This window comes from Rhizobium sp. NPDC092011 (assembly GCF_044756305.1).
In the GTDB taxonomy this organism is placed as follows: domain Bacteria; phylum Pseudomonadota; class Alphaproteobacteria; order Rhizobiales; family Rhizobiaceae; genus Rhizobium.
Window position 1 is genome coordinate 868,078 of sequence record NZ_JBIVSO010000001.1, and the last position, 16,363, is coordinate 884,440.

Sequence of the window (16,363 nt, forward strand, 5' to 3'; positions counted from 1 at the left end):
TGCAGCGTTGCAGTTTCTTGTGGCCGAGGTCGGTCTTACGACAGCTGATAGGGCGTCGTCTCTCTGACATTGTGATCCACGGAGATGCTGCGGCGCAAAGGCGGAACGGCCCGGCTGGCGCAATTGTTTCGCTCGCATATGCGACAGGATATGCCGATCGGTTCGAAGGCTGATTTGTCGGTAACGTTGAGATCGTCGGCATAGACGAAGGCGCTGGCATAGGAAATCTCGCAGCCCAGCGCCAGCGCATGGCTGGACCGTTGCGTGCGAAACCCGCCGACGCCCTTGCTTACATGGGTAGCAAGACAGAGATAGCGGGCGCCATCCGGCGTCTCGGCGAGCTGGCGGATGAAGCGGCCCGGTGTCTCGAAGGCCTGGTGTGCGTTCCAGAGCGGACAGGCGGCTCCGAAGCGTGCGAATTGCAGCTTGGTGGCACTGTGGCGCTTGGTAATGTTGCCGGCGCGGTCGATGCGGGCAAAGAAGATCGGTATCCCTTTCATGCCCGGGCGCTGCAGGGTCGATAGCCGATGGCAGACCTGCTCCAGCGACGTCCCGAACCGGGCAGCCAGCAACTCGATGTCGTGCCTAAGGTCGCGGGCGGTTTTCAGAAAGCTTTGATAGGGCATGAGAAGCGCGCCGGCGAAATAATTGTGCAGGCCGATGCGACAGACCTCGCTGGCTTCTTCGCTGCGAAAGCCTGCCTGGCGAACGATGCTTTCCACGACTTCGCTGGCGTAGAGCTGCGCCGTTTGTACCGCCATCTGGAACGTTCGGGTTTCAGCTGGGGCGTAAGGGTTGAGGGTCAGCACGCGCCCCGCCGGATCGTAGCGGCGCACCGCATTCATGGCGGATGGTCCGTGCACAACGCGAATACCGAATTGACTGTCCAGATAGTCCGTCAGGATCGGCTGGCCATCTCCGCCTTGCAGCCCGAGCTTTCCGGCGAGCGCTTCGGCCATGGTGTCGAGTTCCTGCACGTAGTTGTCGACATAGTGAAAGAAGTCGCGAACCTCGTCATAGGGCGTCGCTTCGAGGGCTGCGGCACGACCGAGCCGGTCGTCGAGGCTGGCAAGCTGTTCGCTATTGCGCCGATAGGCCTGGTGGCAGCTGACAAGCGCGCGGGCAAATCCTGGCGCATTCTGCGCGATCAGTTTCAGCTCCTGCAAGGTCGGCGAATAGGATTCGAACAAGGGATCACCGAGCGCTTCGGTGAGTGCCGACATCAGCCGATCGGTTTCGCCGGTAGAGAGCTCGGCAATATCCAGTCCGTACTTGTCCGCCAAGGCCAGCAGGACGGCGGCTGATACGGGGCGCTGATTGTTCTCGATCTGGTTGAGATAGCTGAGCGAGATGCCGAGACGTTCGGCAAACTGGCTTTGTGTCGCATCGTGTTCCAGACGCAGTTCCCGGACTTTTCGCCCGATGAAGAGTTTCCCGATGGCCATCTTTGCAACTTCGCAATTGTTAATTTGAATTTTTATAAGTCCGCATATCTGCGCGTTCAATGATTTTCTCGCAGGCGGACCCTCGCTATGACTTCGGCATATCGAGGGAGGCATCATGCAGACGATATTGGATCAGCTCGAAGCACGCCGCGCCGAGGCGCGGCAGGGTGGTGGCGAGCGCAGAATCGCGGCCCAGCACGGAAAGGGCAAGCTGACTGCGCGCGAGCGCATCGAAGTGCTTCTCGATGAAGACTCCTTCGAAGAATACGACATGTATGTCACTCACCGCGCGACCGATTTCGGTATGGCGGAGCAGAAGATCGCGGGTGATGGCGCCGTGACCGGATGGGGAACGATCAATGGCCGCCAGGTCTATATCTTCTCCCAGGATTTCACCGTGCTCGGTGGATCCCTGTCGGAGACCCACGCGCAGAAGATATGCAAGATCATGGACATGGCCATGCGGAACGGTGCGCCGGTCATCGGCCTCAACGATTCCGGTGGCGCACGCATTCAGGAAGGCGTGGATTCGCTTGCCGGCTATGCCGAAGTGTTCAAGCGCAACGTCGAGGCCTCCGGCGTCGTGCCGCAGATTTCCGTCATCATGGGACCATGCGCGGGCGGCGCCGTCTATTCGCCTGCCATGACGGATTTCATCTTCATGGTGCGGGATTCCTCCTACATGTTCGTCACCGGCCCCGACGTGGTTAAGACGGTAACGAATGAGATCGTCACAGCGGAGGAGCTTGGCGGAGCGCGCACCCATACCTCGAAATCCTCGGTGGCCGATGGCGCCTTCGACGATGATATCGATACGCTCGAACATGTCAGGCTGCTCTTCGACTTCCTGCCGCTGAACAATCGCGAGAAGCCGCCGGTAAGGCCATTCCACGACGATCCGGCGCGGCTGGAAAATCGGCTCGACACGCTGATACCCGATAGCTCGAACAAGCCCTATGACATGAAGGAGCTGATCCACGCCCTTGCCGATGAGGGTGAATTCTTCGAGCTGCAGGCGGCTTTTGCACGCAACATCATCACCGGCTTCATGCGCATGGAAGGACAGACGGTTGGTGTCGTCGCCAATCAGCCGATGGTGCTGGCCGGCTGTCTCGACATCGACTCCTCGCGCAAGGCTGCGCGTTTCGTTCGCTTTTGCGACGCCTTCAATATTCCGATCCTGACCTTGGTCGACGTGCCCGGCTTTCTTCCCGGCACGGCGCAGGAATATGGCGGGGTGATCAAGCATGGCGCCAAGCTCTTGTTTGCCTACTCCCAGGCCACGGTGCCGATGGTGACGCTCATCACGCGCAAAGCCTATGGCGGTGCCTATGACGTGATGGCATCGAAGCATATCGGCGCGGATGTGAACTACGCTTGGCCAAGCGCTGAAATCGCAGTCATGGGCGCCAAGGGCGCGACGGAAATCCTCCATCGAGCCGATTTGGCTGATCCGGAAAAAATTGCCGCGCGAACCCGCGAATACGAGGAGCGCTTCGCCAATCCCTTCGTCGCAGCCGAGCGCGGCTTCATTGACGAGGTCATCATGCCGCATTCATCCCGTCGTCGCATCGCCCGTGCCTTCGCCTCGCTTCGCAACAAGCAGGTGGACGCGCGCTGGAAGAAGCACGACACGATACCTCTCTGACAGGCCATTCCAATGATCAAGAAAATCCTGATCGCCAATCGCGGCGAAATCGCCTGCCGAGTCATCAAGACCGCCAGGCGCCTCGGCATCTCGACAGTCGCCGTCTATTCCGATGCGGATCGCAACGCCCTGCATGTGTCCATGGCGGACGAAGCCGTGCATATCGGCCCGTCACCATCGAACCAGTCCTACATCGTCATCGACCGGATCATCGATGCCGTGCGCAAGAGCGGTGCCGACGCAGTGCACCCAGGCTACGGGTTCCTTTCCGAGAACGCGCATTTCGCCGCCGCGCTTGAGTGTGAAGGCGTGACGTTTATCGGGCCTCCCGTCGGTGCGATCGAGGCTATGGGGGACAAGATCACCTCCAAGCAGCTGGCGGCTCGCGCGGGCGTCTCGACGGTGCCAGGACATATGGGGCTGATCGACAATGCCGACGAAGCGGTGCTGATCGCGAATGAGATCGGCTATCCTGTGATGATCAAAGCATCCGCGGGCGGTGGCGGCAAAGGCATGCGCATCGCGCACAATGCCGAAGAGGCGCGCGAAGGCTTTCAGGCATCGCGCAACGAGGCAAAAAACTCCTTCGGCGACGACCGCATTTTCATCGAGAAGTTCATCACCGAACCGCGCCATATCGAAATCCAGGTGCTCGGCGACAAACACGGCAATGTCCTTTATCTCGGCGAGAGGGAATGCTCCATCCAGCGGCGCAATCAGAAGGTCATAGAGGAAGCGCCGTCACCCTTCCTTGACGAAGCGACCCGCAAAGCCATGGGGGAACAGGCCGTCGCGCTCGCCAAGGCCGTCGGCTATCATTCCGCAGGAACGGTGGAATTCATCGTCGATGGCAAGCAGAACAAATTCTATTTCCTTGAAATGAACACGCGCCTGCAGGTCGAGCATCCAGTAACCGAGCTGGTGACCGGCCTCGATCTGGTAGAGGAGATGATCAGGGTTGCGTCCGGCGAACCTCTGTCTTTTGGTCAGGCCGACGTAAAGCTCAATGGTTGGGCCATCGAAAGCCGCCTCTATGCCGAAGATCCCTATCGTAATTTCCTGCCTTCGATTGGAAGGTTGACGCGATACCGTCCGCCCGCCGAAGGCCCGACGAGCGCTGGCGCCATCCTGCGCAACGACACCGGCGTCTATGAGGGTGGCGAAATCTCCATGTACTATGACCCCATGGTCGCCAAACTCTGTGCCTGGGCACCGAGCCGCGAAGAGGCGATCGATGCGATGAGCGATGCGCTCGACGATTTCGAGGTCGAAGGGATCGGTCACAACTTGCCCTTCCTGTCCGCTGTCATGAACCAGGAGCGCTTCCGTTCCGGTCAGCTGACAACAGGTTACATTGCCGAAGAATTCCCCGAAGGCTTCCATGGCGTCGAACCTGACCAGGCGTCGGCCCGAAAGCTTGCAGCGATCGCAGTCACGATCAATCAGGCTGTGCAAAGGCGCGCTGCGGATATTTCCGGCACGATCGGCAATCATCGCCGCAAGATCGGCCGGGATTGGATCGTTGGCTTCAGCCAGTGGCGCTTCGAGACTTCCGTGGAAGCGATGGATGGTGATCTTAACGTATCGTTTGCCGACGGTGACATGCTGCGTGTGAAGAGCGACTGGCTGCCTGGCAAAACGCACTGCGCTTTTTCGGTCGGCTCCGATATACTGGGCGTCAAGGTCGATCTGGTGGGGTCGGCGATCCGCCTGCGCTGGCGGGGGACGGAGATCGTTGCCCGTGTCCGCTCGCCACGCGTTGCGGAGCTTGCCCGCCTGATGCCGGTCAAGGTGGCGGCGGATACGTCGAAGCTTCTGTTGTGCCCGATGCCGGGAGTGCTTACCTCTCTCTCCGTCGAGGCGGGCAGTATCGTCGAAGCGGGTCAGACGCTGGCCGTTGTTGAGGCCATGAAGATGGAAAATGCCTTGAAGGCGGAACGTAAGGGCGTCGTTAAACGTATCGAAGCGAAAGTAGGGCATAGCCTTGCGGTCGACGAGCTGATTCTGGAGTTCGAATGATGGTTGAACGATCCCTAGAGGAATGGGCTTCTCTGGCCGAGAAGGAGCTCAAGGCATCGCCTGAGACACTCACCTGGGAAACGCCCGAGGGAATAGCGGTCAAGCCGCTCTATACCGAAGCGGATACGGCAGACCTGCCGCACCTCTCATCTCTGCCCGGCTTTGCACCGTTCACGAGAGGCCCGCGCGCCACCATGTATGCCGGCCGTCCCTGGACGATCCGCCAATATGCCGGCTTCTCCACCGCCGAGGCCTCCAACGCCTTCTATCGCAAGGCGCTCGCCGCCGGTCAGCAGGGTGTCTCCGTCGCCTTCGATCTTGCCACTCATCGCGGCTATGACAGCGATCATCCGCGAGTGGTCGGGGACGTCGGCAAGGCCGGTGTGGCGATCGATTCCGTCGAGGACATGAAGATCCTCTTCGACGGCATACCGTTGGAGAAGGTCTCCGTCTCGATGACCATGAACGGGGCCGTCATCCCGATCCTGGCAAATTTCATCGTTGCCGGCGAGGAGCAGGGCGTGCCGCGTGCCGCACTTTCGGGCACGATTCAGAATGATATTCTGAAGGAGTTCATGGTCCGCAACACCTACATCTACCCGCCCGAGCCCTCGATGCGGATAGTTGCCGACATTATCGAATATACGGCCAAGGAGATGCCGAAGTTCAATTCCATCTCGATCTCCGGCTATCACATGCAGGAGGCCGGAGCGACGCTGGTGCAGGAGCTAGCCTTCACGCTCGCCGACGGACGCGAATATGTGCGCGCGGCGCTGGCCAAAGGGCTGAATGTCGACGATTTCGCCGGCCGCCTGTCCTTCTTCTTCGCCATCGGCATGAATTTCTTCATGGAGGCAGCAAAGTTGCGGGCGGCGCGCCTGCTCTGGACGCGCATCATGGAAGAATTCAAGCCGGCCAAGCCATCGTCGCTAATGCTGCGAACGCACTGCCAGACATCAGGCGTCTCGCTGCAGGAACAGGACCCATACAACAACATCATTCGTACCGCCTTCGAGGCCATGTCCGCGGTGCTTGGCGGCACGCAGTCCCTGCACACCAACTCCTTCGACGAGGCGATTGCCCTGCCGACGGAATTTTCGGCGCGCATCGCCCGCAACACCCAGCTCATCCTTCAGCATGAGACAGGCGTGACGAATGTCGTGGATCCGCTCGCAGGCTCCTATTACGTCGAAAGCCTCACCAACGAACTGGCCGACAAGGCCTGGGCGCTGATCGAGGAGGTGGAAGCGCTGGGCGGCATGACCAAGGCCGTCAACGACGGCTTACCGAAGCGGCTGATCGAGGAGGCGGCGACGCGGCGTCAGGCGGCCGTCGACCGGGGCGATGAAGTCATCGTCGGCGTCAACAAGTATCGGCTGGAAACGGAGGAGGAGATCGAGATCCTGGCGATCGACAACGCCGCCGTCCGCAGTGCCCAGATCAAGCGCATTGAAGAGACGCGCAGGCGCCGGGATAGCGTCGAGGTCGGGCAGGCTCTCGAGCGTCTGAAGACAGTCGCAGCGACGGGCGAAGGCAATATCCTGGAGGCCGCCGTCGATGCGGCCCGCGCCCGCGCGACCGTCGGCGAGATTTCCGACGCCATGCGTACCGTTTTCGGGGATCACTCAGCCGTCCCCCAGGTTGTCAGCGATATCTATGGCGCCGCCTATGCCGGCGATCCTGAACTGGTGACGCTCAGCAACCGCCTCTCCTATGTCGCCGCATCGCTCGGCCGCAAGCCGAAGATCATGGTGGCAAAGCTCGGGCAGGATGGTCATGATCGCGGCGCGAAGGTCATTGCTTCGGCCTTCGGCGACGTCGGCTTCGACGTGGTGGCCGGCCCGCTGTTCCAGACGCCGGACGAAGCCGCAGACCTTGCTGTCAAGGAAAAGGTTCAGGTGATCGGCATGTCCTCGCTTGCCGCCGGGCATAAGACGCTTGCGCCCCAACTCGTCGAAGCGTTGAAGGAGAAGGGCGCCGATCAGGTCATCGTCGTGGTCGGCGGCGTCATTCCGCGCCAGGACTACGATTTCCTGCTCGAGCATGGCGTGAGTGCGGTTTTTGGTCCCGGCACGAATGTGCTCCATGCCGCAAACTCTATCCTCGACCTTCTGGAAGGCAAGCGCAGGAACGCGTGATGCTGTCCTGCAGGGGCGCTCTATTGCACGCAGATGGTGTCGGCGGTTGCCGGCAGGGGCATGACGGCGATTGAATGCCGTTCGGCTTCACAGCCGAATGCATGCGGCATCAAGCCCGCGATCTCCAGCACGAGCTTTCGCCGCATCGCGGTCGCGTAGTCCTCGATGCGGTGCGGGGCGATCACGAAGGAACCGGGGCCACCAATTACTTCCCGCCGATAATAGTCCGGAAGATCGTCTGCAATTCCGGGTTCGCTGGGCGCAATGGCGATGGCATTGATGATATAGCCTTTTTCCAGCGCAGCCTGACGCCTTGGAGCTACTGGCGAACCATCGTTGTTGGTGCCGTTGGAGGATAAGTCGATGACTTTCCTCCTGGCATGCTCGGGCGAGCGCTCGAGCAGGAATGCGCTGATATCGATGGCAAATGAGAGAGAGGTCCTGCCGCGACCTTTGCGCTGAAAACCATTGTCGCCGCCACGAAGAATGACATCGGCTGCAGCGTCCAGATCCGATGCGTTGCACAGTTTGGTCCATGGCAAGACTGTATTCAGCTCGCCTATCCCAGCCCATTCGACATAGGTGACGACAATGCAGCCGGTCATGCCATTTTCGATTGCGGCGCGGACTTCACTGGATCGTAGTGCCGCCGCATGCCCTTCGCGCTGGAAGTCGGCTTGAGCCGGGTCGACCGAGGCGGAAGTATCGACCGCCAGTACGATTGCCGCGTCTAGGGTTGCCGGCTCCGCCGTGGAGGCGTTGCTCCGCTCGGCAGAAGCGCCGATTGTTATGATGATGGCAGCAAACGATACCACGCCTGTCCGGACAAGAGGATACCTCTTTGTACGGACCGGCGAGCCAGCACGGGACGCCTCAAGGAGATTTGGCCACCGCATCATGCCGCAACTCCTTCCTATTCGATCACGCATGCTGCCTTGCCAAGGCAAAGCCGAGGACAATCAGAATGGAACCGCAGGTTCTCGGCATTAGTTTCCCGCCGCCGACATTGGCAAATCGGCCAAGCGTGAGGGATGCCACGCCGACCGCCGCTACGTCCGCCGCAGAGAGCACGATGTTGACGATGACACCGAGGACAAGAAACTGCATGGAAATCGGCATGGTCGCGCCTGGATCCACGAATTGCGGCAGGAATGTCAGAAAGAAGAGCGCTGTCTTGGGGTTGAGAACCTCGACGAAAACGCTGTCGCGAAGCACGGCAGATTTTCTATCTATGGTTTCGGTCGAATGCTTGTTGCATCCCAAGAGCATCGTGGCTCCGAGCCAGATCAGATAAGCGGCTCCCACAAGCTTGATGATCGCATAGACTGCCGGAGCCTCGTCGAGGAGAGCTGCGAGGCCGACGGCGGCGACGACGATGTGAAAATAGCAGCCGAGATGAATACCGAGCGCCGCCTTCAGGCCGGCGCGTGTTCCGTGCGCCAGGGTTTGTGCGGTCATGTAAAGCATTGCGGGACCAGGCATGCAGGCGAAGAGAACCGTCGCGATGGCAAACGAGGTCCAGTGTTCCAATGATGGCATGGCGTATCCTCCGCTTTGGCAGACCGCTCTCCTCTACCGGAGCGACCTAAGCGGATAGCCAAGGCACCGCTTGCTCAGGGAACTACTCTTGAGCGATATCGCGGCATATACGACGCTTGCCGTATTTCAGCGCGGCCAGACAGCCGCGTATGTGGTTCCCGTCAGGAAAACGCACAGACGAGAACCGCGCGGGAGAGAAATGTGCAAATTTCAGCCAGCCGGCATGCCGAGGCGGACAGCGTAGGCCGTGACTTCGGCGGAGCTGTGGAGATCGAGTTTGCGCATCAGGTTTTCCCGGTGCTTGCGAGCCGTCAGGACGCTGATGCCGAGACGTTCCGCCATCTGTCGGGCGGTTTGACCCTGTGCCGACAAAAGCAGGATCTGTTTCTCTCTCAAGGTCAGCGGAATGGGCGAGACGATTTCTTCAGCCGTCGGCGCCTTGTTCCGCCGCTCCGGTTGATCGACCGCAAATCTGATCGACTTTGCCAGATAAGTTCCGCCGCTTCGCACCGCATCGATGGCGGCTGCGATTTCCTCAGGGTCGCCGTCCTTGGTCAGATAGCCGCTGGCACCGGCATCGAGCGCAGCGCGCACGGTTCGCGGCTCTATATTCGCCGTCAGCATCAGGATCTTCAGGCGAGGCGCAAGCTCTCTGATGGTGGAAATAAAGTGAATGCCCACCACCCCCGGCATGCCGAGATCAAGGACCAATACATCGGCACGAGCATCTTGCAAAAGCCCAAGGAGGGCCTCGCCGTTGGCTGCTTCGCCGACAACCGCAACGTTTTCGACGGTCGAGATGAGCAGCTTCAGCCCTTCGCGCACGATCGCATGGTCGTCGGCTATGATGACTTTAGTTGTGCGGTTCATTCTGTTGCTACTCTCGGATGGCGCCTGGCACTCTTGGCCGCTAGTTAATGTGAAACAGGTTACCTATAAATCAACCCTGCCGGGAAAAATCCGCTTATGGAGCAACTCGGTAAAGCGGAGGGACGCATGCAGGAAGACAAGATACGCCGGGCTCTGGTCGAGCTCCTGTATCGCAACTCCTATGGGGTTGTTATCTCCAACATCGCTATTTCGCTTGCCGCCGTTTACATTCTGAAATCGGCTGTTTCCTCGGGCTGGCTGTTCGGCTGGCTGGGCGCCCTGTATTTCTTGACCGGTATTCGTGTCATCGCCTCCCGCCGCTTCTTTCGCCGGGCACGAAACGACAGCCGGTCGATATTGCGATGGGCATGGCTTGCGGCTGCCTTTTCCTGGATCTCGGGTCTGCTGTGGGGGCTTCTTGGCTGGGTCGGCTTTCTTCCGGAGTCGCCGATCGTGCTTTCCTTCACCGTTATCGTTCTGACGGGTCTGGTCTGCGGTACGGTGCCGTCGCTCTCCGCCTTTCCACCGGCGCTCGTCGGCTCGATTTTGATCACTGTGGTGCCGATAGGGTTGCGTTGCATCATCGGTGAAAGCGAGATGGCAGGTGCATTCCTGTTCCTGCTCGTTTCCCTTGTGATAATCAACCTCAATTACTGCCGCATCACCTACCGCATGCTTCGCGAGACCGTCGCGTTGCGATTGGAAAATGAAGAATTGGTCGAGCATCTTCAAGAGGAGCGCGACAAGGCGCAGACGGCGGACAGGGCGAAGACGCGTTTCCTCGCAGCCGCCAGCCACGATCTGCGCCAACCGACACATGCTCTCAGCCTGCTCGTATCCACGCTCTCCATCTTGGGTCGACGCGGTGATGTGCAGGCCAAGGATGCACGCAACCTCGCCGACAGGGCAAAATCCATCGTCGGCAATCTCAGCGGACTGCTCGATGCCTTGCTCGATATTTCGCGGCTTGATGCCGGCGTCGTCGTCGTCGCGAAGGAACCGGTTTCTCTCAGGAAGCTTTTCGCCGATCTTCGCGATGAATTCGGCGGCATTGCAAAAGAGAGGAACCTGGGATGGCGGGTGGTCGATAGCGATCGATGGATTGACAGCGATCCGATTACGCTGAAGCGCATCCTCGCCAATCTCCTTTCGAACGCGTTTCGATATACCGCGAAAGGACATGTTCTGCTTGGTTGTCGTCGTCGTGGCGCCGCGGTGGAAATTCAGGTTTGGGATACCGGGGCCGGTATTCCTGCGGATCAGCAGAAAGTTGTGTTCGAGGAGTTCGTTCAGCTGCAAAATCCGGCCCGTGATCGCGCTCAGGGGCTTGGATTGGGGCTTGCGATCGTGCGCCGTACGGCTCAACTTCTCGAGCATCCGCTAAGGATGATCTCGAGGGAGGGGCAAGGGTCGATGTTTTCCATCACCGTGCCGATAGCGGTTTCCGCCAATGCTCACATTGCAATCGATGTCGATCGGGGTGACGAAGATGGATCGATTGGGATCGCTGTGATTGACGACGAGCGTGACGGTCTTGAAGCGATCAGCCTTCTGTTGAGGACTTTGGGTTACCGGGTCTATCCTGGACGTTCGGCGGCGGAAGCATGTTTCGCGCATGCGGTGGGGGGAAGTGACCATGCGCCGATCGATCTCATCATTACCGACTATCGGCTGGAAGCCGGCACGACCGGATTGGATGCAATCAAGCAGATGCGCTTGCATCTCGGCCGATCCGTGCCAGCGGTGATCCTTACGGGCGATACCTCGCCGGAGCGGCTCAAGGACGTTGCGGCAAGCGGCCATCTGCTGTTGCACAAGCCTGTCGATGTCGAACAGGTGCGCCAGGCAATCATTCAGCTTTGTCCCTCGGAAATGCCGGCGACCTCCATTTCGGGTCATTGACGAAGTGCGAGATGCCGATGGCTATCTGCTGGCGAGCCGTATGTTTCGATAGAGCTTCTCAGAGCCTAAAAAATACCCATCAGCTTCCGACGATGTCAAAGGAATGCGCATTTCGCATAGGTGCAGTGCGGGATTGTTGCTTTTTTAAATCGATTGAATGTCCTATATTTCAATCATCGAAACGACGCCGGACCAAGAGAGGTTGCCGACGTCAGAAAGCCCTCAGGAAAGGGGATTATCATGAACGTCGCACGCTCTTTCAACAACTGGCGCAAGTTCCGTCAGACCGTAGCTGAACTCGATCGCATGTCCAGCCGCGAATTGCAGGACCTCGGTATCGCTCGCGCTGATATCCGCAGCGTTGCTCGCGCCGCAATGGGCCGCTAATAGCATAGCATTCAGTCATCTTGACTACCGGACGCCCGCTGAGAATGCGGGCGTTTTGCGTTTGCGGACCATGTTTTACGCGCATTTGCCGCCAGCTCAGCGCTGTTGTTCTTCAGGATTGCATTTTTTGCATAGCTGCAGTGCAGCATAAGTTCTGGAAGTTTTCGCGGGTGCGAGTATAACAACACTCATTGAAGCGCTGCACCTCCTCCCGCGGCGCTTCGAATTCAGACGGCCCACTCCTCCTCCCAGGGACGTCTGTAGGAACAGCGGCACTCCTCCTCCCAGTCGCTGTTCGGTTTTCGAAAAGCCTGCCGCACCTCCTCCCGCGGCAGGCTTTTTTCGTTTCGGCTGACGCCCTTCCTGCACCTATCGCTGTGGATCGCGCCGGAGACTACCTGATGGGTGGATCAGCTATTTGATAAAGCCATGCCATGATCGCGGCCGCGATCCAAAACGCGGTGCGGCTTATCGCGCCGATGCCTGCATCCGCGCGATAAGCCATCGGTTGGTCAACCTGTTTGCCAAATTGTGCGAGGACGCTCACACCACGGCGAAGCTCACCGACGGTTCGTCAGGCCGAATACGGCCAAGGAAAACGCCATTTTCATATGATTTCCAAATTGCCCGAGCGAGCGCGCTATCGATTTTGCTCGCCCGGTAATTGATGGTGCCGAGAGCCTATCGCGGCAGATATGGGTGCATTCTATTTCAGCGACCCATGAAGCCCTCTCCGAACGCGGGAACGCCATCTCTGCGAAGTATCAATCGCAGGGCATCATCCGTGAAACCAATGGCTCGGCGAGGCGACCAAAAATGTCGTGTGTCTCTACTTGTTCTTCAGAAGCCAGATCTTGCCGGCCATGGTTATGGTGTAGGCATCTTTTCCGGCATCCTCGTTGAGGTTGAGGCGCTCCAGAAGGCCAAGCTCCTTCAGTTCCTCCAGCGTCTTATCGCTTATGAACTTGATTTTCTGCGGGCGTTCTTTCCAACGGTCCGTTTTTGCATATGTCACGGTCGCGTTCTGGTGCGTCCATTTCTTCGCCGATTGCGGATAGAGGTCTCCCTGGTGCGCAAGTTTCAGTCCGGCGATCTTTGATGGTGTCAGTTCAATCATGAGTGCGAGAAGTCTCCGTCGCTGTCTTAAAGGGGCGCACTTAACACAAAAAAGCTGGTGTATTCATAAAATATCTAACCAGCTTTGTCGTCTGCCCTTAGCAAATGAGATTTTCTTGCGCGTATGGCTGAAGAATAGCAACCTTCGGTTTATAGAGGGTCTATATGTCAAGACATCCTGCCCGTCTTCCCCCGACACGTCGATCTAAAGCGCGTCGCGATCTTTCAGTTTCGCTTCACGCGCTTTAGCTCTTTGATTTCACGCATGTCGCAGTCGCAAAACCGCTGCACACTTTTGCGCGACATGCTCTAATCTGCCCAGATGCGTTTCGGAGCGATGAGGTGAGAGACTGGATTTCCCTGTGGCACGCTGCGGAAATCGGGAAAAGGCTCAGCCGGGCTGTGTCTCTTAGCGTTCGATGGTAAACAGCTCTAATGCCTCAGTGAAACCTTTCAGTTGTCGAGGCCCAATGGAGACCGCATCGATGATCTCGGCCTTCTCGCGGAAGCTGCCGGACATCAACAGCGCCTTGCCTGTGTCACTGCACACGCCTTGTATACGGCTAACGATATTCACGTCAGGGCCGATGAGCGTGAAATCGAGCCGATTGCCGGCGCCGACATTGCCGTAGCTGACTTCGCCATAGTGCAATGCAATGCCCACCTTGATGCGGATGCCGTAATGTTGGAAGCTCTCCACATCATCGAGAATTGCTCTTGCGGCCGTCAATGCGGCATTGCAGGCCCCGGCGGGATCGACGCCGGGAAAGAAGGCAAGAACGGCATCTCCCATGAACTTCAGCACCTCGCCGCCGCCCAGCGCGATGACGGGCACGACTTTGTCGAAATAAGCGTTCAAAAGGCCGAGCACGACGTCGCCCGGCAGTTGGTTGGAAAGCTCGGTGAAGCCGCGCAGATCGCAGAGCAGAAGAGCCGTGTTCATCGACTCTATTTCGCCGCGACGGATATGCCCGGCCAGGATTCTGCTCGCCGTCATGGGGCCGATATAGGTGTCGAGCAGGCTGAGCTCGCATTGCCGGAGAACGCGCAACTCACTGGCGGTGCGCAGCGCCGGCAGAATGCGCGTGAGCACCTGCTGCTCGGCTGGCGTGAAGCCGCCCGGTCGCCGGGTGCCGAAGGCTGCGGAACTGATCGGCCCGTCGGCATTGCAGAGCGGCGCTATCATCAGCTGAACAAGCCCGCGACCGGCAAAGACGTCGATGTGCTGCCAGTGGCCATGCTGGCTCTCGCCGGGGCCGACGAGCAACGTTTCACGCATTTCCAACGCCTTTCGAAGCGGCGTGTTGGCAATGGTCTGGAGCCTGCCGTGCTCGCGATCATGGATCTCGATCGGTTCGCCCGGCGCCCAGGCGAAAGTGCGGCCGCTAAGCTCGGGATGCAGGGTCATCAGATGCAGTGTCAGTCGATCGACTGGAACGCCTAACGCCTGCAAACGGCGGCCCAGCCCGGAGACGAGGCCGACCTCATCCAGGGCGTGGCACTCGTCTCCGGTCAGCCATTCGATCAGGTTGAGCGTAGCGGCCGTACTGACGCCGATCTGGGCAGCTTTGGGACCCGGCGTCGTGGTTCGAGGTGTGTCCAGCAGCATGGTCATGACTATCTCCTTTCTGTTTCAGGTGCAGCGGCTAGTGCGCGCCGGCACCGGAGAGGTGACCGGATTTCTTGAGGAACAGGCTGGCAAGCAGGGCGACGACAAGCGCAACGCCGAGCAGGTAGAACGTATCGCTGAAGGCCATGATGTTGGCCTGTTTGCGCAGGCTGCCGGCAATGGCGACGATGGCCTTATGGGTGGCAAGCGCCTGATCGCTGACCCCATGGTTCAGGAAGTAGTTCGTCAGTCGGGCGATGCGGTCGCGGGTGGCGTCTTCGAACATGGAGACCGAATTCGTCAAAATGTTCGAGTGGAACTGCTCGCGCTTGGTGAGGAAGGTCTGCAGGGCCGCAATGCCGACCGCGCCGCCCAGATTGCGCATCATGTTGAAGAGCGCGGAGGCCGAGCCGGCATTTTCCTGCTCGATGCCGGCAGTGGCAATGGCCGTGAGCGGAGTGAAGGCCAATGCCTGGCCAATGGCGCGGACGATGTTCGGCCAGAAGAGCTGGTCGCTGGCATAGTCGCCGGTCATGTAGACATTCATGAAGTTCGAGGCGGCAAAGAGCGCAAAGCCGACGATGATCAGCAGTCGGGCATCGAAGCGCTTCATCAGCCGTGGCACGAGCGGGATCAGGATCAACTGTGGAATGCCGGTCCAGGCGAGCACCAGGCCGATTTGTTCGGAATTATAGCCTTGAATGCGCGTGAGATAGATCGGCAGGATGAACACCGAACCATAGAGCGCGATGCCAAGCAGGAAATTGGCGAGCATGCCGAAGCCGAAATTGCGGCGCACGAGCAAGCGAAGATTGAGCAGCGGATGATCAGCGCGAAGCTCGATGATCAGGAAGAGCGTCAACGACACTGCGGCGATGATCGACAGACGAACGATGAACGGCGAACTGAACCAATCGTCCTTATTGCCCTCTTCGAGCACGGTTTGCAGGGCGGCAAGACCGATCGCCATGGTAATGATCCCCGGCCAGTCGCCTTTTGCCAGCAGCGAAAGGTTCATCGGCGAGCGATCGAGCGATACCCAAAGCATGGCTACCATGAGAATGCCGGGCACAAGATTGACGTAGAAAATATACTGCCAGCCCCAGCTTTCGGTGAGGTAGCCGCCGATGGTCGGACCGATGGCCGGCGCAAAGGTCGCGGAAAGCGCAAAAAGCGCAAGGCCCATCGGCTGCTTGGGTTTCGGCAGCAGCGTGATGATGATGGTGAAGGCCATCGGAATAAGTACGCCGCCGGAAAAGCCCTGGATGGCACGCAACACGATCATCTGCTGAAGGTTTGCGGCAAAGGCGCAGCCGACCGAGAAAACCAGGAACAGAATGGCATTGGTCAGCAGATAGATGCGGACCGAGAAGACGCGGGCGAGCCAGGCGCTAAGGGGGATGACGACGATCTCGGCGATCAGGTACGAGGTCGAAATCCAGCCGCCGTCATCGGTTCCGGCGCCGATTGCGCCCTGGATATCGGCAAGCGACGCGTTGACGATCTGGATGTTGAGGACGGCCATGAAGGCGCCGAGCGTGGAGCCGATGACGGCGATCCACATGCGCAGCGGGCTCATGGCGGGCTTTGCGGCCGCAGCGGGTGCGGCAGCGGCCGGCCCGGCGGAATTGTTGTTTGCGGCGATCTGAAGAGTGGCCATGATGCGGCTCCTTCCGGCTCATGCCGGAAT

12 protein-coding genes are annotated in these 16,363 nt (G+C 59.2%); 5 read left to right on the forward strand and 7 right to left on the reverse strand.

Translation table 11 applies throughout. The features are described from left to right. Positions 1-35: 35 nt before the first annotated feature. A complete protein-coding gene (locus ACIQJ2_RS04135; protein ID WP_199143183.1) occupies positions 36-1,445 on the reverse strand; it encodes a helix-turn-helix transcriptional regulator in 1,410 nt (469 codons plus the stop codon). A 115-nt stretch (positions 1,446-1,560) separates the two neighbouring features. Here ACIQJ2_RS04135 and ACIQJ2_RS04140 point away from each other — a divergent pair, with 115 nt between their 5' ends. From ACIQJ2_RS04140 to scpA, 3 genes are read left to right on the forward strand one after another with little or no spacing between them, the layout of a single operon-like run. Beyond that, positions 1,561-3,093: an acyl-CoA carboxylase subunit beta gene (locus ACIQJ2_RS04140; protein ID WP_400665480.1), complete on the forward strand. Its 1,533-nt coding sequence runs from the start codon at positions 1,561-1,563 to the stop codon at positions 3,091-3,093. 12 nt (positions 3,094-3,105) lie between these two features. Continuing rightward, positions 3,106-5,112: an acetyl-CoA carboxylase biotin carboxylase subunit gene (locus tag ACIQJ2_RS04145; RefSeq protein ID WP_400665478.1), complete on the forward strand. Its 2,007-nt coding sequence runs from the start codon at positions 3,106-3,108 to the stop codon at positions 5,110-5,112. Next, positions 5,112-7,250, forward strand: a complete 2,139-nt coding sequence (gene scpA, locus ACIQJ2_RS04150) for a methylmalonyl-CoA mutase (RefSeq protein ID WP_400666796.1) — start codon at positions 5,112-5,114, stop codon at positions 7,248-7,250. The genes ACIQJ2_RS04145 and scpA overlap by 1 nt, the downstream gene beginning before the upstream one ends. Before the next feature lie 20 nt (positions 7,251-7,270). Here scpA and ACIQJ2_RS04155 read toward each other — a convergent pair whose 3' ends face one another. The 3 genes from ACIQJ2_RS04155 to ACIQJ2_RS04165 all read right to left on the reverse strand — a co-directional run bounded on the left by ACIQJ2_RS04155 (position 7,271) and on the right by ACIQJ2_RS04165 (position 9,659). After that, positions 7,271-8,065: a DUF1194 domain-containing protein gene (locus ACIQJ2_RS04155; RefSeq protein WP_400665476.1), complete on the reverse strand. Its 795-nt coding sequence runs from the start codon at positions 8,063-8,065 to the stop codon at positions 7,271-7,273. A gap of 106 nt (positions 8,066-8,171) precedes the next feature. Further along, on the reverse strand, positions 8,172-8,789 hold the full coding sequence (locus tag ACIQJ2_RS04160; protein WP_199143173.1) for a LysE family translocator: 618 nt from the start codon (positions 8,787-8,789) through the stop codon (positions 8,172-8,174). Positions 8,790-8,999: 210 nt separating this feature from the next. Continuing rightward, complete coding sequence (locus ACIQJ2_RS04165) at positions 9,000-9,659, reverse strand: response regulator transcription factor (RefSeq protein WP_199143171.1); 660 nt, start codon at positions 9,657-9,659, stop codon at positions 9,000-9,002. 126 nt (positions 9,660-9,785) lie between these two features. Here ACIQJ2_RS04165 and ACIQJ2_RS04170 point away from each other — a divergent pair, with 126 nt between their 5' ends. After that, positions 9,786-11,561, forward strand: coding sequence for an ATP-binding protein (locus ACIQJ2_RS04170; RefSeq protein ID WP_400665474.1), 1,776 nt, complete (start codon positions 9,786-9,788; stop codon positions 11,559-11,561). A 240-nt stretch (positions 11,562-11,801) separates the two neighbouring features. Further along, positions 11,802-11,948, forward strand: a complete 147-nt coding sequence (locus ACIQJ2_RS04175; protein ID WP_184703617.1) for a DUF1127 domain-containing protein — start codon at positions 11,802-11,804, stop codon at positions 11,946-11,948. 829 nt (positions 11,949-12,777) lie between these two features. On the opposite strand, the gene ACIQJ2_RS04180 is transcribed toward ACIQJ2_RS04175, so the two are convergent. The 3 genes from ACIQJ2_RS04180 to ACIQJ2_RS04190 all read right to left on the reverse strand — a co-directional run bounded on the left by ACIQJ2_RS04180 (position 12,778) and on the right by ACIQJ2_RS04190 (position 16,333). Continuing rightward, positions 12,778-13,065 carry a hypothetical protein gene (locus ACIQJ2_RS04180; protein ID WP_199092583.1) on the reverse strand — a complete coding sequence of 96 codons (288 nt, stop codon included), beginning with the start codon at positions 13,063-13,065 and terminating at the stop codon, positions 12,778-12,780. A 408-nt stretch (positions 13,066-13,473) separates the two neighbouring features. After that, a complete protein-coding gene (locus ACIQJ2_RS04185) occupies positions 13,474-14,679 on the reverse strand; it encodes an adenylate/guanylate cyclase domain-containing protein (protein WP_400665472.1) in 1,206 nt (401 codons plus the stop codon). Between the two features lie 31 nt (positions 14,680-14,710). Then, on the reverse strand, positions 14,711-16,333 hold the full coding sequence (locus ACIQJ2_RS04190) for an MDR family MFS transporter (protein ID WP_400665470.1): 1,623 nt from the start codon (positions 16,331-16,333) through the stop codon (positions 14,711-14,713). Between the last annotated feature and the right edge of the window lie 30 nt (positions 16,334-16,363).